Below are 20,997 nucleotides of genomic sequence, written 5' to 3' on the forward strand. Positions count from 1 at the left end.
GTACGGGCGGGGAGACTTCGCACTCTCCCTGCCCAAATCCACGCGCCCGGTCTACTCTGAATCCGTGCCGGACGACGTGGGGGGCAGGCCGTCCCCGAACGGCTGGGAGCCCGACGACGAGCGCGGAGGCGCCGACGAGGGCCGCTGGGACGTGGTCTTCGACGAGGAGTTCGTCAAAGCCGCCGCCATCCACGAGCCGACGGCCGTCGAGCGACTCCTCGCCGCCGCCCAGGCCCGCGCCGAAGCCGAATCCGCCCGTGCCCGCGCACTGCGGGGCGTCGGGGACGACGACCTCTACGACGACGGCCGGGACCCCGTCGGGCTCACCTACGAGCCCGACGACATCGGGGACGACGCCAGCCCCTACGGCCGCCACGGCGGCGCCCTGCGCCCCTACCGGGGCAGCGCCCGCTGGCACCGGCCCATCGCCTGGCTCCTCGCCCTCCTCATGGGCATCGGCATGGTGGCCCTGGCCTTCACCGCCGTCTACCGCGGCGCCGCCGCCAACCGTCAGGACCAGGTCCCCCCGGCCTCCACCGGCGTCGACCAGCCCAACCCGGGCCCGCCCGTCGCCTCACCCGTCGCGGGCCCCCCGGTGCCCGTCCTCACCGGCACCCCGGCCACCGCCGCCGTGCCGTCGGCCGACGGACGCCCGTCGACCGGCGACCGGACGCCCCCGCCGGCCTCCTTCGCGCCCCGCACCCCCTGACACCACCCGGACGGCCGCGCCGCCCGCGGGGACCGTCACCCCGACGGCGGAAAACTTCCGAACTTGTCGTGTACCTGGGCGTTTACCGAAGCCCCCGCCGACCTACCCTGAAGGTATGGCAGGGCGTGGCGACCCGCCTGAGGGGACTCCCGAGGGACTCCCCGGCGGTGAGGACGAGTACCGAGCCGTCGTCTTCGACGAGGCGTTCGTCCGCGCTGCCCACCTCCAGGAGTTCTCGGCACAGGAGCGGATGGGCGAGCACGCCCTCGCCGTCCGCAACCGCCCCGGCCCGGGGGGCCGCCGCGCCGGCTCGGGCCAGGCCCTCCTCCTGGTCCTGCTGATCCTCCTCGCCTTCGGCACGGCCGTGTACCTCGGCCTGCGCAACCCCTACCAGCCGCCGCTCGACCAGCGGGCCGAGCCGCTGCGGACCACCGTCGTCCCGCTCGCCCCGCAGGGCCCCGTCCCCGGCGGGGACCCGGCCCGGCTCCTCGCCCGCAGCCCGGCCGCCGAGTACCGCACCGGCGCCGCCGGCATCAACCTCCCGGTCGCCGCCCGCACCACCCACTTCTCCGAGGGCCAGGTCGTCACCGCCCTCAGCATCGCCAAGGACTATCTCGTCGCCTCCTCCCTGGAGCCCGACGTCCTCGCCGGCCAGACCGTCCGTCCGGCCCGCCTGCTGCTCGACCCCGATCAGCTCGCCCAGTTCGACCGCAGCGTCGAGTCACCCGCCGACGACGGCCGGCACGCGCTCGCCGCCTGGGTCGTCCGCTTCGACCCCCGCCAGGTCTCCGTCGCCGAGCCCGGGCCCCGCGTCCAGGGCACCCTCCGCTTCGCCGAGGTCACCCCCGACACGCTGGACGTCACCGCCGACCACACCTTCACCTACGCGCTGCGCCCGGCCGCCCAGGGCTCCGGCGAGCCCCCCGCGGCCTCCCTCTTCACGGTCCACCGCACCCTGCACTTCCGCTTCGACCGCGAGGACCTGCGCATGCACCGGGCCGAGCTGCTGACCAGTACCGTCGAGGCCGGACCGCAGGCGTGCGGCACCGACACCGACGGCGGGCTCAGGCCGCTCCTGGCCGGCGCCGAGGCCCCGGCGAAGACCGGCCCGGCCCTCACCGACCCCTACGCCACCGACCGCTCCGGGGGCCCCGCCCTCTGCGGAGCCCTCGCCCCGGCGGCCCAGCCCAGGCCCTGACGCCGCCCGCCGGCTACGCCTCGGAACCCCCGCCCGGCTTCCCGTCCGCGTCCTTCTCCGAGCCGCTCCCCGTGTTCCCGCCCGTGTCCTTGCCGGGCTCCTTCGGAGCGCCGCCGCCGAACACGGTCCGCAGCCGTCCGCCGAGGTCGCCCGCGAGGTCACCGGCGCCGCCGGCTATGTCCCCGACGAGCTTGAACAGCGGATCCCTGCTGTCCCGCACCGTCTGCGCGTAGTGCCCGGCCGACTCCCGGAAGGAGTCCGAGACCGAGGCGTCCTTGTCCTCCGAACGCTTCGGGTAGTGGCCGTCCATCAGCCGCTGGTGGTCACGGCTCTCCGACCACCTCTTCAGCTCGGCCGCCCGCACGGTGGTGAACGGATGCGAACGCGGCAGCACGTTGAGGATCTTCAGCACCGAATCCCGCAGGTCACCGGCCTTCTCGTACTCGTCCGCCTGGGCGAGGAAGGCGTCCACGTTCATCTCGTGCAGGTGATTGCCGCCGGCGAGCTTCATCAGCCCCCGCATCGAGGCCCGGAGGTCCTGCCCCACCAGCAGCCCCGCCCGGTCGGCCGACAGCTCCGACTTGCGGAACCACTCGCGCAGGGCGGTCACGATCGCCATCACCGCCACGTTCCCCAGCGGGATCCAGGCCACCTTCAGCGCCACGTTCGTCAGGAAGAGCAGCACCGTCCGGTAGACCGCGTGGCCCGACAGGGCGTGACCGACCTCGTGGCCGATCACCGCCCGCATCTCCTCCTCGTCGAGCAGCTCGACCAGCCCGGTCGTCAGCACGATCACCGGCTCGTCCAGGCCCACGCACATCGCGTTCGGCACCGGGTTCTGCGTCACGTACATCGGCGGGACGCGGTCCAGGTCCAGGATGTAACAGGCGTCCCGCAGCATGTCGTTGAGGTGGGAGAACTGCGCGTCGCTCACCCGGACGGAGTCGGAGAGGTAGAGGAGTCTGAGACTGCGCTCGGGCAGCAGCCCGCTCAGCGCCTTGAACACCGTGTCGAAACCGGTCAGCTTCCGCAGCGCCACCAGCGCCGAACGGTCCGCCGGGTGCTCGTAGGCCCGCGAGGAGATGCCGGGGAACCGCTTGCGCTGCCTGCCCGGCACGCCCCCCTGCTGCTTCCCGTCATGGTTCTCGGTCATGAACGCCCCCTGCCCATCCGTACGAGTCGGTACTCGTCCCCCTGACACGACCCACCCTAGGCGAGGGCGCTACCGTGGGCGGAGAGCCTGTGGACAACTCGGGCCCTGTGGACAACGAGGGAGCACGACCCGCATGCCGGACACCGCCGCAGCCACCGCCGCCCTCACCGGGATCGCCGCAGCGGCGCAGGAGGGCCCGGGCGACACCCTCCGCATCGTCCTGCTGGTCTCCATGGTCGGCGGCGCCCTCCTCGCCTGGTTCCTGCTCCGCGGATACCGCGGCGGCGAGAGCGACGACCAGCCCGCCGACACCCCCGCCCGAGGGGCGTCCGGGGACGCCGAGGACGCCAACGCCTGAGTCGGCGTGAGACAGCCGGGACCGCCCGCATACGATGTGCGCGAAGTCTCCGCTCCCACCCCCGATCGGATAGGTCCTGCCGAAGATGAGCCTCCACAGCACCGCCGCCAACCTCGTCACGCTTGCCTCCGAGGGCGCCGAGCACGGTGGCAACCACGACAGCCTCAACCCGTACCTCACGGGCGGTGGCGCCTTCCTCGCGCTGATGCTGCTGCTCTGGATCACCACCCGCTTCAACCGCGACCGCTGAACCGGACGCGGACCGGGAGGCCGCTGAGCCGGCGTCCACCGCGGTGCCAGTAGGCTCTGCACGCATGGGAGAGCAGGAAGTGCCTACTGGCGGCAGCGGCAAGCGCCGCCTCGGCGTGATGGGCGGGACGTTCGACCCGATCCACCACGGACACCTGGTGGCGGCCAGCGAGGTCGCCGCCCTGTTCCACCTGGACGAGGTGGTCTTCGTACCGACCGGCGAACCGTGGCAGAAGAGCCACAAGGCCGTGTCGCCCGCCGAGGACCGTTATCTGATGACGGTCATCGCCACGGCCTCCAACCCGCAGTTCTCGGTCAGCCGCATCGACATCGACCGCGGCGGTGCGACGTACACCATCGACACCCTGCGCGAACTGCACTCCCTCAACAGCGACGCCGACCTCTTCTTCATCACCGGCGCCGACGCGCTCTCGCAGATCCTCACCTGGCGCGACGCGGAGGAGTTCTTCTCCCTCGCCCACTTCATCGGCGTCACCCGGCCGGGCCACGACCTCACCGACGACGGACTGCCCAAGGGCGGAGTCTCCCTCGTCGAGATCCCCGCCCTCGCCATCTCGTCCACCGACTGCCGCGCACGGGTCGCGAAGGGCGACCCCGTCTGGTATCTCGTCCCGGACGGCGTGGTCCGCTACATCGACAAGCGCCAGCTGTACCGCGGCGAGTGAGTCCCGGGGAGGGGCACCGGTGAACGACCAGCAGAACCCGTACGACCCGTACTATCCGCAGCCGCAGATCATCGGCTACGACGCGTACGGGCAGCCGGTGTACCAGCAGCAGCCGGCCCAGGCCCCCCAGCAGCCCGCGTACGACCCGTACGCGGGCCAGCAGCAGACGGCGTACGGCTACGACCCCTACGCCCAGCCCCAGGCCCCTCAGCAGCCCCAGGCGCCCCAGCAGCCGTCGTACGACGGCTACGGCGACCGACAGGGCCAGGGCTACGCCCCGCAGCCGTCCTACGACCCGTACGAGAGCTACGGCGGCGGGCAGCACTGCCACGCCGCCGTGCCCGCGGCGCCCGTCACGGCCGCCCCGGCGGGCGTACCCGGCCAGCGGCCCGCCCCCGAGCCGCCCGCGCCGCCGCCCACGCGGCCCGCCGCGCCCCGCCGGGCGGAGGCCGACGACGACCGGGACTACCGCACCGAGCAGTTCTCCTTCATCGAGGAGCCCGACGAGGACTCCGAGGACGTCATCGACTGGCTCAAGTTCACCGAGAGCCGCTCGGAGCGCCGCGAGGAGGCCCGCCGCCGCGGCCGCAACCGGGTGATCGCCCTCGTCGTCGTCCTGGTCCTCGCCGTCGTCGGCGGCGTCGGCTACCTCTGGTCCGCCGGCCTGCTCCCCGGCACCGGCGACTCCGAGCAGCAGGGCCAGGCCGCCGGCGCCGGCCCGCAGCGGCGCGACACGATCGTCCTCCACCTCCACGACACCCAGGGCGGCAGCACCTCCACCGCCCTCCTCGTGGACAACTCCACCACCAAGCAGGGCACCACCGTCCTGCTGCCCAACGCGCTCGCCGTCGCCGACAGCGAGGGCGCCGCCACCACCCTCGGCAAGTCCGTCGAGGAGGACGGCTCCAGCGGCACCCGCGAGGCCCTCGACACCCTCCTCGGCGCCAAGATCGCCGGAACCTGGCGCCTGGACACCCCGTACCTGGAGAACCTCGTCGAGTACCTCGGCGGCATCGAGGTCGACACCGACACCACCGTCCCGGACCCCCAGGGCAAGAAGGGCGCCGACCCGCTCGTCGTCCAGGGCGAGCAGCAGACCCTCACCGGCCGCGCCGCCGTCGCCTACGCCACCTTCCGGGCCTCCGGCGAGGCCGAGGCCAAGCAGCTCCAGCGCTTCGGCCAGGTCGTCAACGGCGTGCTCCGCAAGATGCCCAGCGACGCCACGAACGCCACCGGCGCCGTCGAGTACCTCCAGCAGATCGCCGACCCCTCCCTCCCCGAGAAGGACCTCGGCGCCTCCCTCGCCAAGCTCGCCGAGCGCGCCAAGACCGGCGCCTACAAGACGGCGCTGCTCCCGGTCGGCCAGGACGGCGCGCTCGCCGAGGGCGCCGGCGACAGCGTGGTCAAGGACATCCTCGGCGGCAAGGCCACCGCCCTCGACGCCAGTGGCGTGCCGCGCGTCTCGATCAAGGACGGAACCGGCGAGGACGCCGTCGAGGCGGCCAAGGTCGTCCTGATCAACGGCGGCTACGCCTTCGTCGGCGGCAGCAAGACCGAGAGCAGGGCGAAGTCCGAGGTCGTCTACGGCGACGACGCCCAGAAGGCCACCGCCGCCGAGGTCGCCAAGACCCTCGGTCTGCCGGCCGGATCCGTCACCAAGGGCAAGCCCGCGGGCACCGCCGCCGTCACCGTCGTCCTCGGCCGGGACTACGAGATTCCGGGCGCCTCGTAATCGTTGACGGGGTCGTCGGCGGTCCGTGAGACCCTGGAGGGGTACTGGACCGCCGACGAAAGCCTGCTTGTGACCGCCACGGATCGCTCCATCGAGCTCGTCAACGCCGCCGCCCAGGCGGCGGCCGACCGGCTCGCTCACGACATCATCGCGTACGACGTCAGCGACGTGCTGTCGATCACCGACGCCTTCCTGCTCGCCTCCGCGCCCAACGACCGCCAGGTCAAGTCGATCGCCGAGGAGATCGAGGAGCGCCTCCAGAAGGAGCTCGGCGCCAAGCCGGTGCGCCGAGAGGGCGACCGCGACGCCCGCTGGATCCTCCTCGACTACGTCGACATCGTCGTCCACGTGCAGCACAGCGAGGAGCGGGTCTTCTACGCCCTGGAGCGGCTGTGGAAGGACTGCCCCGAGCTGCCCCTGCCCGAGGACGCCCTCAAGACCCGCGGCAAGGCCGCCGAGCACGCCGCCCTGACCGGCGCGGACCTCGACAGGGCGGACGGTGAGCTGAGCTGAGCGCCGCCAAGACCGGCGCCGGCCGCCGGATCGTCCTGTGGCGCCACGGCCAGACCGCCTGGAACCTGGAGCGCCGCTTCCAGGGCTCGACCGACATCGAGCTCACGGAGGCAGGCGTCCACCAGGCCCGGCGGGCCGCCCGGCTGCTCGCCGCCCTGCGTCCCGACGCGATCGTCGCCTCCGACCTGAAGCGGACGGCGGCCACCGCCGCCGAGCTGGCCGCCCTCACCGGTCTGGCCGTCGCCCACGACGCCGCGCTGCGCGAGACGTACGCGGGGGAGTGGCAGGGGCTCACGCACGACGAGATCGTCGCGCGGTTCGGCGAGCAGTACGCCGCGTGGAAGCGCGGCGAGCCGGTGCGCCGGGGCGGCGGCGAGCTGGAGACCGAGGTGGCCGACCGGGCCGCCCCGGTGATCCTGGAGCACGCCGACAAGCTGCCGCAGGACGGCACCCTGGTGGTGGTCAGCCACGGCGGCACCATCCGGACCGCCATCGGGCGGCTCCTCGGCCTGGAGCCCCACCACTGGGAGGGGCTGGGCGGTCTCTCCAACTGCTCCTGGTCCGTCCTCGGCGAGGGCGCGCGCGGCTGGCGCCTCCTGGAGCACAACGCCGGCTCGCTGCCCGAGCCGGTCCTCGGCGACGACACCTGACGCCCCGGACCGGGCCCCAGGGCCCGGATTTCACTTTCCGGCAGGTCACAGGCTAAAGTTCTTCTTGTTCACAGCGCTGAGCGCGAAGAACGCGAGGGGCTATAGCTCAGTTGGTAGAGCGCCTGCATGGCATGCAGGAGGTCAGGAGTTCAATTCTCCTTAGCTCCACAGTCACCGGATCCCGTCCCCCATCAGGGGGGCGGGATCTGTCGTTTTGTCACTTCTGGGCCGCCGCCCGGCCATGGCAGAATCGGACGGCCGGAGGGGGACCAGGTCCGTACGGGAGGGTGGCCTTTGGGTGCGCACAGGCGGAAGTGCGACTGGTGCGGCAGCGGCACGCCCATCGTGCGGGACATGGACCCCGTCAACCCCGACTACCAGTACTGGTGCGAGGAGTGCGCGCGGGCGCTGATCATAAAAGGCGACCCGATCGAGACGTACCGCGAACTCGAGGGGGAGCCGATCTACGGCCGGCTCCTCGACGAGCACTGCACCCTCAAGCGGTTCTACTCCTTCGCCACGGCCTGAGGCGCGACCGCCCGGGGCTCCCGGACGACGGCCTCCCGGGGAGCCTCCGGAGCATTCCCGGCCCCCGTCCGGCGGGTCCGCCGCACTACCAGCGCGTACCCGGCGAAGACCGCCGTCGCCGTGAGCGGGTAGACCGCCGACAGCAGCATCTGGCCCGCGTTCTGGTCGAGTTCGGGGCGCCCCGGGTCGTGCGGCACGTACCACAGCGCGAACGACGCGAAGGCGAGCGCCACCGCGCCCGTCACCGCCCACGCGCGCGTGGCGCGGTCGTACAGCAGGATCAGCAGCGGCACGCACCAGACCCAGTGGTGGGACCAGGAGATCGGCGAGACCATCAGCGCCGTGAACGCGGTGACGACCACGGCCACCGCCCTGTCGCCGCGCACCGCCGCCCGTATCGCGAGCGCCATCGCCGCGCCGCCCAGCAGCACCGCCGCCGCCAGCCACCACAGGCCGGGCGCGTCCGTGTGCATCAAGCGGGCGAGGACGCCGCTCAGGGACTGGTTGGCGGTCTCCTCGGCGTGGCCGACACGGCCCGTCTCGAACAGCGTCCGCGTCCAGAAGGTCTTCGAGTCCGCGGGCAGTGCCACCACCATGGCCAGCGTCGTGACCAGGAAGACCCCGGTGGCCGTCAGCGCGGTGCGCAGCCACTGGTTCATCCCCCGGTCCCGCCGCCACAGCAGCAGACCGGCGGCGAGGAGCAGCACCACGAAGAGGCCCGGTGTGAGTTTCACCGCGGTCGCCAGACCGATGCCGAGGCCGGCCCAGCGGCTGCCCTCGCGGCGCGTGAAGTCCCACAGCACCGCCACCGCGACCAGCAGGTTGATCTGGCCGTACCGCAGGGTCGTCCACACCGGCTCGCACCAGACCACGGCCGCCGCGACCCACAGGGTCGTACGCCACAGGTCCGCGCGCCGCGCGGGCGAGGCGAGCGCCGGTCTGACCAGCTGGAGCGAGAGCCGCACCAGGGCCAGCACCAGCAGCAGGTTCCCCGCGGTGGAGAGCGTCCGCATCAGCGGGACGCCCACCAGGGTCAGCGGCAGGAACAGCACGGCGGCGAACGGCGGATAGGTCATCGCCAGGTTCGCCGAGGTGGCGCGCATCGCGTACAGGTCGTCGCCGGCCCGCAGGGTCTCGGCCTCGGCCCGGTAGACCATCACGTCGAGCATGTTCACGTGGGCGACGCGCTGCGCCACCCAGAACGCCGCGAACGAGACCAGACAGACCACCGCGGCGGCGACCAGGGGCCACGGCCGGGCGCGGGACGGGGAGGGGGAAGGTGCGGAGGGGGACACAGGGGGCGACCCTACCCGGAGCCTCCGACAGCACCGGAGAAACGGATTTGGAGATCTGCCCGGCGGCCGGTTAATGTTCTGTCCGTCGCCGCGAGGAAGCCCGAGAGGGAGCCGGACGGAGACGATCACGAGGGGCTATAGCTCAGTTGGTAGAGCGCCTGCATGGCATGCAGGAGGTCAGGAGTTCAATTCTCCTTAGCTCCACAGAAGAGAAGCGGTTCATCCGGATCGGATGGCCCGCTTCTTCGTTCTCCGGCCGCGCGCCGATGTCGGTCCGGCCGTCGCTCCGGTCGCGGCCCGGGCCGCGACCGGGACCGTGTGCGCGGGCTCCACGGCGGGCCGCCGCCCCGTGGACGCCGCTGCGGCCCCTGTGAGCGCTGCGGTACCCTGGCGCCATGCGTGCCGTACGCCTCCTGCTTATCGAGCCGCGCTGACCATTCCCGACGGGCGGAAGAAACCCCGTCGGAGTCGGCGCGGCGTCCCCTCCTGTGCGAGGGGATTTTTCATTTCGTGGCAGTTCGTGGCAGTGGGCAGAGACGATCGATGGAGCTTCTAGGACCATGACCGAGATCAACACGGCCGCCGAGACGGCGGCCCCGCATCGCTACACGGCGGCCATGGCCGCCGACATCGAGGCACGCTGGCAGGACGTCTGGGACGCCGAGGGCACCTACGAGGCGCCGAACCCCTCCGGCGACCTGGCGGGCGACCCCGAGGTCGCCGCCCGGCCCAAGAAGTTCATCATGGACATGTTCCCGTACCCCTCCGGTGCGGGCCTGCACGTCGGCCACCCGCTCGGCTACATCGCCACGGACGTCTTCGCCCGCCACGCGCGCATGACCGGCCACAACGTCCTCCACACCCTCGGCTTCGACGCCTTCGGCCTGCCCGCCGAGCAGTACGCGGTGCAGACCGGCACGCACCCGCGCGTGTCCACCGAGGCCAACATGGAGAACATGAAGGTCCAGCTGCGCCGGCTGGGTCTGGGCCACGACAAGCGCCGGTCGTTCGCCACGATCGACCCGGAGTACTACAAGTGGACCCAGTGGATCTTCGTCCAGATCTACAACTCCTGGTACGACACCGACGCCGCCAAGGCCCGCCCGATCGCCGAGCTGATCGAGCAGTTCGAGAACGGCACCCGTGAGATCCCCGGCACCACGCGCGCGTGGTCCGAGCTGTCCGCCGCCGAGCGCACCGAGGTCCTGGGCGAGTACCGCCTGGCGTACGCCTCCGAGGCGCCGGTCAACTGGTGTCCCGGCCTGGGCACCGTCCTCGCCAACGAGGAGGTCACCGCCGACGGACGCTCCGAGCGCGGCAACTTCCCCGTCTTCAAGTCCAAGCTGCGCCAGTGGAACATGCGCATCACCGCCTACGCGGACCGCCTGCTGGACGACCTCGACGGCCTGGACTGGCCCGAGGCCATCAAGCTGCAGCAGCGCAACTGGATCGGCCGCTCCGAGGGTGCCCGCGTCGACTTCCAGGTCGGCGACACCGGTGCCATCACCGTCTTCACCACCCGCCAGGACACCCTCTTCGGCGCCACCTACATGGTGCTGGCCCCCGAGCACGACCTGATCGAGAAGATCGTCCCGGCCGCCTGGCCCGAGGGCACCCACGACGTGTGGACCGGTGGACACGCCACGCCCGCCGAGGCCGTCGACGCCTACCGCAAGCAGGCCGCCTCCAAGTCCGACGTCGAGCGGCAGGCCGACGCCAAGGAGAAGACCGGCGTCTTCACCGGCGCGTACGCGACCAACCCGGTCAGCGGCGAGCGGGTCCCCGTCTTCATCGCCGACTACGTCCTCATGGGCTACGGCACCGGCGCCATCATGGCCGTCCCCGCCCACGACTCCCGTGACTTCGCCTTCGCCCGCGCCTTCGAGCTGCCGATGCGCTGCGTCGTCGAGCCGAGCGACGACCGCGGCACCGACCCGGCGACCTGGGACGACGCCTTCGCCTCGTACGAGGCGAAGCTGGTCAACTCCGCCAACGACGAGATCTCCCTGGACGGCCTGGGCGTCGTCGACGCCAAGGCGAAGATCACCGCCTGGCTGGCCGACCGCGGCATCGGCGAGGGCACCGTCAACTTCCGCCTCCGCGACTGGCTGTTCAGCCGGCAGCGGTACTGGGGCGAGCCCTTCCCGATCGTCTACGACGAGGACGGCGTCGCGCACGCGCTGCCCGAGTCGATGCTCCCGCTGGAGCTGCCCGAGGTCGAGGACTACTCGCCGCGGACCTTCGACCCGGAGGACGCCGACACCCGGCCGGAGACCCCGCTCTCCCGCAACGAGGACTGGGTCAACGTCACCCTGGACCTCGGCGACGGGCCGAAGAAGTACCGCCGCGAGACCAACACCATGCCCAACTGGGCGGGTTCCTGCTGGTACGAGCTGCGCTACCTCGACCCGCACAACGACCAGAAGCTGGTCGACCCGGCCGTCGAGCAGTACTGGATGGGCCCGCGCGAGGGCATGCCCACCGGCGGCGTCGACCTGTACGTCGGCGGCGCCGAGCACGCCGTGCTCCACCTGCTGTACGCCCGCTTCTGGTCCAAGATCCTCTTCGACCTGGGTCACGTCTCCTCGGCCGAGCCCTTCCACAAGCTCTACAACCAGGGCATGATCCAGGCCTTCGTCTACCGCGACGCCCGGGGCATCGCCGTGCCGGCCGCCGAGGTCGAGGAGCGCGACGGCGCCTACTGGTACGAGGGCGAGAAGGTCAGCCGCGTCCTCGGCAAGATGGGCAAGTCCCTGAAGAACGCCGTCACGCCGGACGAGATCTGCGTCGAGTACGGCGCCGACACCCTGCGCCTGTACGAGATGGCGATGGGCCCCCTGGACGTCTCCCGTCCCTGGGACACCCGCGCCGTCGTCGGCCAGTACCGGCTGCTCCAGCGGCTGTGGCGCAACATCGTCGACGAGGCGACCGGCGAGGCCACCGTCGTCGACACCACGCCCGACGACGACACGCTGCGCGCCCTGCACAAGGCGATCGACGGCGTCGCCCAGGACATGGCCGGGATGCGCTTCAACACGGCGATCGCCAAGATCACCGAGCTGAACAACCACCTGACCAAGACGGGCGGCGCGATCTCCCGCCCGGTCGCCGAGCAGCTGGTGCTGCTGGTCGCCCCGCTCGCCCCGCACATCGCGGAGGAGCTGTGGCGCCGCCTGGGCCACACCGACTCGGTCGTCCACCAGGACTTCCCGGTCGCCGACCCGGCGTACGTCGTCGACGAGTCCGTGACCTGCGTCGTGCAGATCAAGGGCAAGGTCAAGGCCCGTCTGGAGGTCTCCCCGTCGATCACCGACGCCGACCTGGAGGCGCTGGCCCTGGCCGACCCGCACGTCGTCGCGGCCCTCGGCGGCGCCGAGATCCGCAAGGTGATCGTGCGCGCGCCGAAGCTGGTGAACATCGTGGCCTGAGTGCCACGGCGGGCCTAGGGGTTTCCCCTACGGGCAGGTTGGGGGTTCCGATGGAACCTCCAGCCTGCCCGTTCCGTTTACCGTGGAAGAACCACAGCCGTGGGAAGCCGACGCAGCCTGAGGAGCTACGCACATGGAAGCCACGATTGTCACGATCCTGGCGCTGCTCTTCCTCTCGTTCGTGGCGCTCGGGGTCTACGCCACGGTGAAGGTGGCCAAGGCGGCCAAGCGCGGCGTCGACCGCACCCTCGACCAGGCGCGCCGCACCGTCGAGGACACCACGCTGCGGGCCAAGAGCTTCGGCCAGGCCGGCGTCGCCGCCGAGCTGGCCAAGCTGCGGCTCTCGCTGCGCGGCTCGATGCGCGCCACCCAGGACGCCCTCCAGGCGGGGGCCGTCGAGGACGCCTCGCTGCGGGAGTCCCTCGACCTCTTCGCCCGGCTCAGCGCCCATGGACGCGAGCTGGACGAGGACCTCAAGCGCCTGGAGCGGGAGCCCGACAAGGCGTACGTGGCCGGGCAGCTGCCTGCGCTCACCGAGCGGACCGAGCGGATCACGGGCTCGGCCGACGCGCTGCGGCAGGCCGCCCGCGACCGGGCCCGGCGCTTCGCCGAGGACGACCTGGAGACGCTGAGCGCCCAGATCGACGTCGAGACGGGCGCGCTGCGCCACTGGACCACCACCGACGGCCGGGAAGCGGCCGCCGGGCCGGAGGCCACGCAGCCGGCCTGGTACGAGTCGGCTCCCGCGCCGCAGGCGCAGCCGCGGGCCGGGGAGACGCCGCAGGCCATCACCGCGCCCGACCCCCGGGCGACCCCGTACCCGTGGGAGAAGACGGCCCGTCCGGAGTCCGCCGGCTGACCGCCGGCCCAGGACCGGCGAGGGGCCGAGCGGACCTCCCGAGCGCCGGCGGGGGAGTCGAGCGGGCCTCCTGAGGGACGGTGGGTCGGGCTCCGACCGGGGTCGGGCTGCCGAGCGGCGGTCGCTGCGGGTAACCTCCCGCTCATGTCCCGGCATGTCGCGATCGTCACCGATTCAACGGCCTACCTGCCACCCCAGACGATGGAGCGGCACGCCATCACCGCGGTCCCGCTGACCGTCGTCATCGGCGACCGCGCCCTCCTGGAGGGCACCGAGATCTCGGCCAGATCGCTCGCCGAGGCGTTGCAGAAGCGGCGGTCCGTCACCACCTCCCGGCCCAGCCCCGAGGTCTTCGCCGCCGCCTACCGCGAGGCCGCGGAGGCGGGCGCGCGCGGGATCGTCTCCCTCCACCTCTCCGCCGAGGTCTCCGGAACCTACGACGCCGCCGTGCTCGCGGCGAAGGACGCGCCCGTTCCCGTACGGGTCGTGGACACCCGCATGATCGGCATGGCCCTCGGCTTCTGCGCCCTCGCGGCGGCGGAGGTCGTGGAGGCCGGCGGCTCTCTGGAGGACGCGGTCGCCGCCGCGGAGAAGCGCGTCGGGGACACCTCCGCCTACTTCTACGTCGACACCCTGGACTACCTGCGCCGGGGCGGGCGGATCGGTACGGCGCAGGCGCTCCTCGGGTCCGCGCTGGCGGTGAAGCCGCTCCTCGAACTCGACGGCGGCCGCATCGAACTGCGGGAGAAGGTGCGGACCGCGTCGAAGGCGATCGCACGGCTGGAGGAGCTGGCGGTCGAGCAGGCCGGCTCGGGCCCGGTCGACATCGCCGTCCACCACCTCTCCGCGCCGGAGCGGGCCGAGGCGCTGGCCGAACGTCTGCGGGAGCGGGTGCCCGGCATCGCGGAGCTGCACGTCAGCGAGGTCGGCGCGGTCATCGGCGCGCACACCGGGCCGGGGCTGCTCGCGGTGGTCGTCTCACCGCGCTGAGAGCGGTCCGTTCACCCTGGAGGGTGAGCGAGTTGTCCACAGGTGCGTCGCCCTCCACGGAAGTCGGAGGGCGACGGCACGGGGCTGCGGCCGGACCTACCGTCGCAGACATGGATCTTCGTACGGTTTCTTCGGCTGTCTCGCCTGCTTCGGTTCATTCGGCTCTCTCGGCTTCCTCGACGGCTTCGGCTTCGGCGTCTTCGGCGGTGTCGGCTTCTTCGGGGGCTTCGGTGTCCTCTGGTTCCTCGTTCCGCGCCCGGGGCGGGCCCGGGTCCGCGGGGCCCAGTCGGGGTGCGCCACCCGGGAGGGCGCGGCGGCGTGCCCGGGTGCGGCGGGTGCTGGCGCCGCCGGGCCCGGGCGGAGGAGAGACGGGGGCCGTACGGGAGCGGGGTGACGCGCTGTTTCCGCCGTCGGTCCCGGAGCGGGTGGCTGCGGAGCAGGTGGCCTCGGAGCCGGTGGTCTTGGATCCGGTGATCAGGGGAGCGGCGACCGGTGGTGGGGCGGCTGATGGTGGGGTGGTCGGTGGTGGGGTGGTCGACGCGCCGGCGGCCGTCGAGGGGCGGTGGCGGGCCGCGGTGCGGGAGCGGCTGCCGGTGTGGGTGCAGACTCGGTGCGGGCTGGAGCCGAGGTCGCTGGCGGCGCTCGCCGTGGTGCTGGGCGTGGCGGCCTGCGCGGCGGGCGGCTTCTTCTGGGCGGGGCGGCCGGAGCCGGTGCGGGCGCCGGAGCTGGTCCGGGTCGCACCGGTGGCGGCTTCGCCCGCGTCCGCGGCGGCGTCCGGTGCCGGTCCTCGGGAGGGCGCTTCCCCGGAGGTCGTCGTCGACGTGGGCGGGAAGGTCCGCAGGCCGGGGGTGCTGACCCTGCCGGCCGGGTCGCGGGTCGCGGACGCGCTGCGGGCCGCCGGAGGCGTGCGGGCCGGGGCGGATCTGACGGGGCTCAACCGGGCCCGGGTCCTCTTCGACGGGGAACAGGTGCTCGTCGGGGTGCCCGGAGCCCCGGCCGGTGGGGGGCCCGCGCCGGGGCTGGGCGGGGGCGCGGGCGGGAGCGGTGCGCCGGTGAGCCTCAACACGGCGACGGCCGAGGAGTTCGACGGGCTGCCGGGCGTGGGACCGGTGCTCGCGCGGCGGATCGTGGACCACAGGACGGAGCACGGTGGGTTCCGCGCCGTGGAGGAGCTGCGGGAGGTCGACGGGATCGGCGAACGTCGCTTCGCGGACCTCCAGCCGTTGGTGCGGCCGTGAGCCGGGACGCGGCCGTGGGCCGGGATGCGGCCGTGGGCCGGGATGCGGCCGGGGAGGCTGCGGTCGCGGAGGAGCCGTGGAAGGAGGAGCCGGTCGATCTGCGGCTCGTTCCGCCCGCGCTGGCGGCCTGGGCGGCCGCCGCCGTGGCGCTGGGGGTGGCTGGCTGGTGGGTCGTCGCGGGTGTGGGGCTCTGTCTGGCCGGAGCGGCGGCGTCGCTGACCCGGGCGGGCTCGCGCCGGCCGGCCGGGGGTCGGGAACCCGCTTCGGGGGGCGGCGGAGGCGGCGGGGGTGGGTCGCCGGGGTGGCGGCTGCGGGCCACCGCGTGGGTCGGGGTGCTGCTGTGTGCCGCGGCGGGCGCCGCCTCGGCGGGGCTGCACGCCGCCGACCTGCGGCGGGGGCCGGTGCCCGTGCTGGCGCGGGAGTACGGGCGGGCCTGGGCGGAGGTGACGGTGACCTCGGACCCCCGGCTCACCCGGCCCCGGGTGAGCGGGCGGGCGATGGTGCCGGAGTCGGTGGTGATGGACGCCGAGGTGGTCCGGGTGGAGCGGGCGGGGGGACCGGCCGTGCGGACCCGGGCGCCGGTGCTGTTGCTCGTGCCGCCGGGGGAGGGGCGGGACGCCTGGCTGAGTCTGCTGCCGTCCACCCGGCTCCGGGTCGGTGCCCGCTTCGCGCCGCCCCGGGAACCCGGGGATCCGTATGCGGCCGTGCTCAAGGCCGGGACCGGGCCGCCGCGGATCGTGGGGCCGCCGAGCGCGCTCCAGCGGACGGCCGGCGGGCTGCGGGCCGGGCTGCGCGCGGCGACCGACGGGCTCGCCCCGGACGCGCGGGCGCTGCTGCCCGGACTGGTCGTCGGGGACACCTCGCGGATCGGCACCGACCTGCGGGACGCCTTCGAGGCCACTGACCTCACGCACCTGCTGGCCGTCTCCGGAAGCAACCTCTCGATCGTGCTGCTGTTGCTCGTCGGGCGTCCGGGGCGAGCGCGGAGGGTGGAGCGGGGCGGGCTCGCGCCCCGGATCGGGCTGTCGCTGCGGGGCACCGCGCTGGCGGGGGCGGGGCTGACGCTCGCGTTCGTGGTCGTGTGCCGGCCGGAGCCGAGCGTGCTGCGGGCGGCGGCGTGCGGGCTGGTCGCGCTGCTGGCGATCGCCACCGGCCGGAGGAGGTCGCTGCTTCCGGCACTGGCCGCGGTGGTCCTCCTCCTGGTGCTGTACGACCCCTGGCTGGCGCGGAGTTACGGGTTCCTGCTCTCGGTGCTGGCGACCGGGGCGCTGCTGCTGGTGGCGCCGGGGTGGAGCGGGGCGCTGCGGCGGTGGGGCGTGCCGGGCCGGGCGGCGGAGGCGTTGGCGGCCGCGTTGGCGGCGCAGGCGGTGACCGCGCCGGTCGTGGTGGTCTTCGCGGCCCGGATGAGTCTGGTGGCGATCCCGGCGAACCTCTTCGCGGAGCTGGCGGTGGCGCCCGCGACGGTGTTCGGCTTCGCCGCGCTCGCGGTGGCGCCGGTGTGGGCGGCGGGTGCGGAGGGCCTGGCGTGGGTGGCGGGCCGGCCGGCCGGCTGGATCGCCGGGGTGGCCCGGGCGGGGGCGGAGCTGCCTGGGGCGGAGCTGGCGTGGCCCGGAGGATGGTGGGGCGGGGCGGCGTTGGCGCTGCTCACGGTCGTGGTGGTGGCCGGTGTGCGGCGGCTTCGGCATCGGACCTGGCCGGTGGTCGGGATGGTGGTGCTGCTGGTGCTCGTGGTGACGCGGCCGGTGCCGTTGGTGCGCTGGATCTCGGGCTGGCCGCCGCCGGGGTGGGTGTTCGCGATGTGCCAGGTCGGTCAGGGGGACGCCACGGTGTTGGCGGCGGGCGGGGGTGCGGGGGTGGTGGTGGACGTCGGGCCGGACCCGGTGGCGGTGGACCGGTGTCTGCGTGAACTGGGGGTGCGGCGGGTGCCGTTGGTGGTGCTGACCCACTTCCATGCCGATCATGTGGCCGGTCTGCCGGGGGTGTTGAGGGGGCGGGCCGTGGGGGCGATCCAGGTCACGGGGCTCGACGAGCCGCCCGGGCAGGCGGAGTTCGTCCGGCGCGTGGCGGGTGCGGCGGGGGTGCCGGTGGTGCGGGCGGAGCCGGGGGAGCGGCGGCGGGTGGGGGCGCTGGAGTGGCGGGTGCTGTGGCCGCCGGCGGGGCCGGGGCCGCCGGGCGGCGGTCCGAACGACGCCAGCGTCACGCTGCTGGTCCGGGGGCCGGGCGGGGTGAGCGTGCTGCTGCTCGGCGATCTGGAGCCGCCGGCGCAGCGGGCGCTGCGGCGGGAGCATCCGGAGCTGGGGGCGGTGGACGTGCTGAAGGTGGCCCATCACGGGTCGGCTCACCAGGACCCGGGGCTCACCGCCACCGTGCGGCCGAGGCTGGCGCTGGTCTCTGCCGGCCGGGACAACGAGTACGGGCATCCGTCGCCCCGGACGCTGGAGGCGTTGCGGGCGGGCGGTGCGCGGGTGCTGCGGACCGACCGGGACGGGGCCGTGGCGGTGGCGGGCGCGGGGAGGGGGCTGGTGGCGGTGGCGCGGGGGTGGTGACCGGAGCGGGGCGGCCTTCGCCGGAGAGGACCCCGCTTCTAAAGAAATGCTTGTAAAGAAGTCTTTCTATAGGTAGCTTTAGATCATGCCGGAGAACAGTGCGCCGCACCCCGAGGGCGCGACGCCCCACAGCGTCAGGCTGACCGACCCCCGGGCCCTGCGGGCCTACGCCCACCCCCTGCGGATGACCCTGGTCGGCCTGCTGCGCCGGCACGGGCCGTTCACGGCCACCCGGGCCGCCGAACTGACCGGCGAATCGGTGGCCAGCTGCTCGTACCACCTGCGGATACTCGCCAAGTACGGGCTGGTGGAGGAGGCGCCGGGCGGACGGGGCCGGGAGAAGCCCTGGCAGGCCACCGCCCGGTACACCGAGTGGGGATACAGCGACGACCCGTCGGTCGCCCAGGCGACCGACGAGCTCAACGTGGCCGTCGCCGAGCGCTACTTCGGGCGGTTCGCCCAGGTCCTGGAGAGCAGGGAGGGGGTCTCGAAGGAGTGGCGGGAGGCCGAGCTGTTCGGTGACGCCCTGGTCTACCTCACCCCCGGGGAGCTCGCCTCCCTCGGGGAGCGGATCGACGACATGCTCCGGGCCTACCTCGACCGCGAGGAGAATCCGGCGGCCCGCCCCCCGGACGCGCGGCCCGTCAGCTTCCTCAAGATCGCCTATCTGGACCCGGACCACGACGAGGACGAGGAGTGACAGGGATGGCCCTCACCGCACGGGTTCCGGAACTGCTGCGCGAGCGGACCTTCCGCCGCTACTGGTCGGGACAGACGGTCTCGCTCGTCGGAGACCAGATCTCCCTCATGGCCCTTCCCCTCGCCGCCGTGCTGGTGCTCGGCGCCGACGCGGCCCAGATGGGCTGGCTCAAGACCCTCGAACTCCTCCCGGCCCTGCTGCTCAACCTGCCCTTCGGTGCCTGGGCCGACCGGCGGGCGAACCGCCGCCGGATCATGATCGCCACGGATCTGGGGCGGGCCGCCCTGCTGCTCACCCTGCCCGTCGCCTACGCCCTCGACCTGCTGACGCTCGGCCAGCTCTACGTCGTCGCCTTCGGGGTGGGCGCGCTGTCGGTGCTCTTCGAGGTCTGCAACGTCACACTCTTCGTGGCCCTCGTCCCGACCGAGCGCTATGTGCAGGCCAACTCGCTGGTGAACGGCAGTCGTTCGATGGCCTGGCTGGCCGGACCCAGCATCGGCGGCATCCTCGTGCAGGTGCTCACCGCGCCCGTGGCGCTGCTCGCGGACGCCCTCACCTACCTGGCGTCGGCGGGATACCTCGCGAAGATACGGCCGGTCGAGCCCGCGCCGGCGCCCGTGGTCAAGGGCCACTTCACGGAGGGGATGCGGTGGGTGCTGCGGGAGCGGTCGATGCGGGCCCTCTTCGCCGCCTCCGGCACCGTCCAGTTCTTCAACTACATGTTCCACACCCTGTTCGTGCTCTACGTGACCACGGAACTCGGGCTCGGCGCGGGCCTGCTCGGCCTGGTGCTGGGCACCGGAGCCGTCGGCGGACTGCTCGGGGCGGTGTGCAGCGGGGCGGTCGTCCGCCGGATCGGCATCGGCGGCTCCCTCGTCGCCGGCTTCCTCGGCTTCACCCTGCCGCTGGTCCTCATACCCGCCGCGGACGGACCGCTGCCGCTCGTCGTGGCTGTGCTGTTCGCCGCCGAATTCCTGTCCTGCGCCGGCGTGATGATCGTCGACGTGGCCGCCGGGTCCTTCCAGATGGCCCTCATACCCGACGCCGTGCGCGCCCGGGTCATGGGCGCCTTCCGTACCCTCAACCACGGCTTCCGGCCCCTCGGCGCCCTCGCCGGCGGTGTGCTCGGCACCGCGATCGGGCTCCGCCCCACCCTGTGGATCGCCACCGTGGGCGCCGTCTTCGCGGTCCTGTGGCTGCTGCCCTCGCCCCTCCCGCGCATGCGCGAACTGCCCACCCGAGAGGGCGAATCGGTCGGGGTCGCCCCATGAGGCGGGCCGGACCGGCAGACTGCCGCCATGAATGATCATGAGAAGTCCGAGGGTCTGACGGACGCGTCGGTGGAGCGGTACCTGGAGCGCGTCGGAGCCGTACGGCCGGAGCGGGCGGACGCCGGGGCGCTGCGGGAACTGCACCTGCGGCACCTGCTGACGGTGCCCTTCGAGAACCTGTCCATCCACCTCGGGCAGGACATCGTCCTCGACGAGAAGGCGCTGGTCGACAAGGTGGTCGAGGCCCGACGGGGCGGGTTCTGTTACGAGCTGAACACCGCGTTCGCCGCGCTGCTCCGGGCGCTCGGCTACCGGGTCGAGCTGCTCCAGGCCCGGGTCCTCGGCCCGGACGGACGGGTGGGCATCCCTTATGACCACATGGCGCTGCTCGTGGAGGACGCGGACGGCGGGCGGTGGCTGGCCGACGTGGGCTTCGGCGACCACAGCCATCACCCGCTCGCCCTCGACGAGCGCGGTGAACAGGCCGATCCGTCGGGGACCTTCGTGATCCGGGAGGTCCCGGGGGGTGCGGGGGACCTCGACGTGGTGCGGAACGGCAAGCCGCAGTACCGGTTCGAGCCGCGGCCGAGGGTCCTCGCGGACTTCGCGGCCGGTGCCTGGTACCACCGGACCTCGCCCGAGTCCCACTTCACCCGCGGGGTGATCTGCTCGCTGCTCACCGAGGACGGCCGGGTCAGCATCGGCGGCCGGAAGCTGTACCGGACCGTGGCGGGCGAGCGCACCGAGCGGGAGCTCGGCACGGACGAGGAGCTGCGCGCGGCGTACCGGGAGCTGTTCGGCATCGAGCTCGACGAGCTGCCCGTGTCGCCGCCCGCGCCCACGAGGGAGGAAACCAAGCGGAATCCGTAATTCGGACTCGTCGGTAATAAGGCC

19 protein-coding genes and 2 tRNA genes are annotated in these 20,997 nt (G+C 73.3%); 19 read left to right on the top strand and 2 right to left on the bottom strand.

What is annotated here, in order from left to right:
• Positions 1 to 64 precede the first annotated feature (64 nt).
• Both IE321_RS25820 and IE321_RS25825 read left to right on the top strand, forming a co-directional pair.
• On the top strand, positions 65 to 709 hold the full coding sequence (locus tag IE321_RS25820; protein WP_079021870.1) for an SCO2584 family spore wall biosynthesis protein: 645 nt from the start codon (positions 65 to 67) through the stop codon (positions 707 to 709).
• Between the two features lie 115 nt (positions 710 to 824).
• Positions 825 to 1,907: an SCO2583 family membrane protein gene (locus tag IE321_RS25825; RefSeq protein ID WP_190224702.1), complete on the top strand. Its 1,083-nt coding sequence runs from the start codon at positions 825 to 827 to the stop codon at positions 1,905 to 1,907.
• Positions 1,908 to 1,920: 13 nt separating this feature from the next.
• Here IE321_RS25825 and IE321_RS25830 read toward each other — a convergent pair whose 3' ends face one another.
• Positions 1,921 to 3,060, bottom strand: coding sequence for a M48 family metallopeptidase (locus IE321_RS25830; protein ID WP_190224703.1), 1,140 nt, complete (start codon positions 3,058 to 3,060; stop codon positions 1,921 to 1,923).
• A 133-nt stretch (positions 3,061 to 3,193) separates the two neighbouring features.
• On the opposite strand from IE321_RS25830, the gene IE321_RS25835 reads away from it, so the two are divergent.
• The 8 genes from IE321_RS25835 to IE321_RS25870 all read left to right on the top strand — a co-directional run bounded on the left by IE321_RS25835 (position 3,194) and on the right by IE321_RS25870 (position 7,776).
• The gene (locus IE321_RS25835) at positions 3,194 to 3,418 is read left to right on the top strand and encodes a hypothetical protein (RefSeq protein WP_190224704.1); all 225 of its coding nucleotides are present in this window, start codon (positions 3,194 to 3,196) and stop codon (positions 3,416 to 3,418) included.
• Positions 3,419 to 3,503: 85 nt separating this feature from the next.
• A complete protein-coding gene (locus tag IE321_RS25840; protein ID WP_043221514.1) occupies positions 3,504 to 3,668 on the top strand; it encodes a hypothetical protein in 165 nt (54 codons plus the stop codon).
• Between the two features lie 64 nt (positions 3,669 to 3,732).
• Positions 3,733 to 4,353 (top strand): nicotinate-nucleotide adenylyltransferase, encoded by a 621-nt coding sequence (nadD, locus tag IE321_RS25845; RefSeq protein WP_043221513.1) that lies wholly within the window; start codon positions 3,733 to 3,735, stop codon positions 4,351 to 4,353.
• Positions 4,354 to 4,372: 19 nt separating this feature from the next.
• Positions 4,373 to 6,085, top strand: coding sequence for an LCP family protein (locus tag IE321_RS25850; protein WP_190224705.1), 1,713 nt, complete (start codon positions 4,373 to 4,375; stop codon positions 6,083 to 6,085).
• 69 nt (positions 6,086 to 6,154) lie between these two features.
• Positions 6,155 to 6,598 (top strand): ribosome silencing factor, encoded by a 444-nt coding sequence (gene rsfS / locus IE321_RS25855; RefSeq protein ID WP_043221510.1) that lies wholly within the window; start codon positions 6,155 to 6,157, stop codon positions 6,596 to 6,598.
• Positions 6,595 to 7,248: a histidine phosphatase family protein gene (locus IE321_RS25860; protein WP_190224716.1), complete on the top strand. Its 654-nt coding sequence runs from the start codon at positions 6,595 to 6,597 to the stop codon at positions 7,246 to 7,248. Before rsfS ends, IE321_RS25860 begins: the two co-directional genes overlap by 4 nt.
• A 95-nt stretch (positions 7,249 to 7,343) precedes the next feature.
• A tRNA-Ala gene (locus tag IE321_RS25865) sits at positions 7,344 to 7,416 on the top strand.
• 126 nt (positions 7,417 to 7,542) lie between these two features.
• Positions 7,543 to 7,776, top strand: coding sequence for a hypothetical protein (locus tag IE321_RS25870; protein WP_030494108.1), 234 nt, complete (start codon positions 7,543 to 7,545; stop codon positions 7,774 to 7,776).
• Here IE321_RS25870 and IE321_RS25875 read toward each other — a convergent pair.
• Complete coding sequence (locus IE321_RS25875) at positions 7,755 to 9,071, bottom strand: glycosyltransferase 87 family protein (protein WP_190224706.1); 1,317 nt, start codon at positions 9,069 to 9,071, stop codon at positions 7,755 to 7,757. The two genes, IE321_RS25870 and IE321_RS25875, sit on opposite strands and share 22 nt — an antisense overlap.
• Positions 9,072 to 9,202: 131 nt before the next feature.
• Between IE321_RS25875 and IE321_RS25880 the strand changes: the two genes are divergently transcribed.
• From IE321_RS25880 to IE321_RS25920, 9 genes are all read left to right on the top strand, one after another.
• Positions 9,203 to 9,275, top strand: a tRNA-Ala gene (locus IE321_RS25880).
• 356 nt (positions 9,276 to 9,631) lie between these two features.
• Complete coding sequence (leuS, locus tag IE321_RS25885; protein ID WP_190224707.1) at positions 9,632 to 12,499, top strand: leucine--tRNA ligase; 2,868 nt, start codon at positions 9,632 to 9,634, stop codon at positions 12,497 to 12,499.
• Positions 12,500 to 12,632: 133 nt separating this feature from the next.
• Positions 12,633 to 13,358, top strand: a complete 726-nt coding sequence (locus IE321_RS25890) for a hypothetical protein (RefSeq protein WP_043221505.1) — start codon at positions 12,633 to 12,635, stop codon at positions 13,356 to 13,358.
• A 144-nt stretch (positions 13,359 to 13,502) separates the two neighbouring features.
• Positions 13,503 to 14,348 carry a DegV family protein gene (locus IE321_RS25895; RefSeq protein ID WP_190224708.1) on the top strand — a complete coding sequence of 282 codons (846 nt, stop codon included), beginning with the start codon at positions 13,503 to 13,505 and terminating at the stop codon, positions 14,346 to 14,348.
• A 530-nt stretch (positions 14,349 to 14,878) separates the two neighbouring features.
• Positions 14,879 to 15,586 carry a ComEA family DNA-binding protein gene (locus IE321_RS25900; protein WP_372470219.1) on the top strand — a complete coding sequence of 236 codons (708 nt, stop codon included), beginning with the start codon at positions 14,879 to 14,881 and terminating at the stop codon, positions 15,584 to 15,586.
• A 32-nt stretch (positions 15,587 to 15,618) separates the two neighbouring features.
• A complete protein-coding gene (locus IE321_RS25905) occupies positions 15,619 to 18,132 on the top strand; it encodes a ComEC/Rec2 family competence protein (RefSeq protein WP_229916540.1) in 2,514 nt (837 codons plus the stop codon).
• Between the two features lie 85 nt (positions 18,133 to 18,217).
• Positions 18,218 to 18,832 carry a winged helix-turn-helix domain-containing protein gene (locus tag IE321_RS25910; RefSeq protein WP_190224710.1) on the top strand — a complete coding sequence of 205 codons (615 nt, stop codon included), beginning with the start codon at positions 18,218 to 18,220 and terminating at the stop codon, positions 18,830 to 18,832.
• A gap of 5 nt (positions 18,833 to 18,837) precedes the next feature.
• The gene (locus IE321_RS25915) at positions 18,838 to 20,103 is read left to right on the top strand and encodes an MFS transporter (protein WP_372470221.1); all 1,266 of its coding nucleotides are present in this window, start codon (positions 18,838 to 18,840) and stop codon (positions 20,101 to 20,103) included.
• Between the two features lie 27 nt (positions 20,104 to 20,130).
• Positions 20,131 to 20,973: an arylamine N-acetyltransferase family protein gene (locus tag IE321_RS25920; RefSeq protein WP_190224712.1), complete on the top strand. Its 843-nt coding sequence runs from the start codon at positions 20,131 to 20,133 to the stop codon at positions 20,971 to 20,973.
• The last annotated feature ends 24 nt before the right edge of the window (positions 20,974 to 20,997 follow it).

Origin of the sequence: Streptomyces hydrogenans (genome assembly GCF_014656075.1) — a bacterium.
Taxonomy (GTDB): domain Bacteria; phylum Actinomycetota; class Actinomycetes; order Streptomycetales; family Streptomycetaceae; genus Streptomyces; species Streptomyces hydrogenans.

Excerpts from the sequence above, each read along its gene's own strand:
- IE321_RS25825 (WP_190224702.1), top strand. The coding sequence starts at position 825 with ATGGCAGGGCGTGGCGACCCGCCTGAGGGGACTCCCGAGGGACTCCCC.
- IE321_RS25830 (WP_190224703.1), bottom strand. The coding sequence starts at position 3,060 with ATGACCGAGAACCATGACGGGAAGCAGCAGGGGGGCGTGCCGGGCAGG.
- IE321_RS25835 (WP_190224704.1), top strand. The coding sequence starts at position 3,194 with ATGCCGGACACCGCCGCAGCCACCGCCGCCCTCACCGGGATCGCCGCA.
- IE321_RS25840 (WP_043221514.1), top strand. The coding sequence starts at position 3,504 with ATGAGCCTCCACAGCACCGCCGCCAACCTCGTCACGCTTGCCTCCGAG.
- nadD (WP_043221513.1), top strand. The coding sequence starts at position 3,733 with ATGGGAGAGCAGGAAGTGCCTACTGGCGGCAGCGGCAAGCGCCGCCTC.
- leuS (WP_190224707.1), top strand. The coding sequence starts at position 9,632 with ATGACCGAGATCAACACGGCCGCCGAGACGGCGGCCCCGCATCGCTAC.
- IE321_RS25890 (WP_043221505.1), top strand. The coding sequence starts at position 12,633 with ATGGAAGCCACGATTGTCACGATCCTGGCGCTGCTCTTCCTCTCGTTC.
- IE321_RS25895 (WP_190224708.1), top strand. The coding sequence starts at position 13,503 with ATGTCCCGGCATGTCGCGATCGTCACCGATTCAACGGCCTACCTGCCA.
- IE321_RS25910 (WP_190224710.1), top strand. The coding sequence starts at position 18,218 with ATGCCGGAGAACAGTGCGCCGCACCCCGAGGGCGCGACGCCCCACAGC.
- IE321_RS25915 (WP_372470221.1), top strand. The coding sequence starts at position 18,838 with ATGGCCCTCACCGCACGGGTTCCGGAACTGCTGCGCGAGCGGACCTTC.
- IE321_RS25920 (WP_190224712.1), top strand. The coding sequence starts at position 20,131 with ATGAATGATCATGAGAAGTCCGAGGGTCTGACGGACGCGTCGGTGGAG.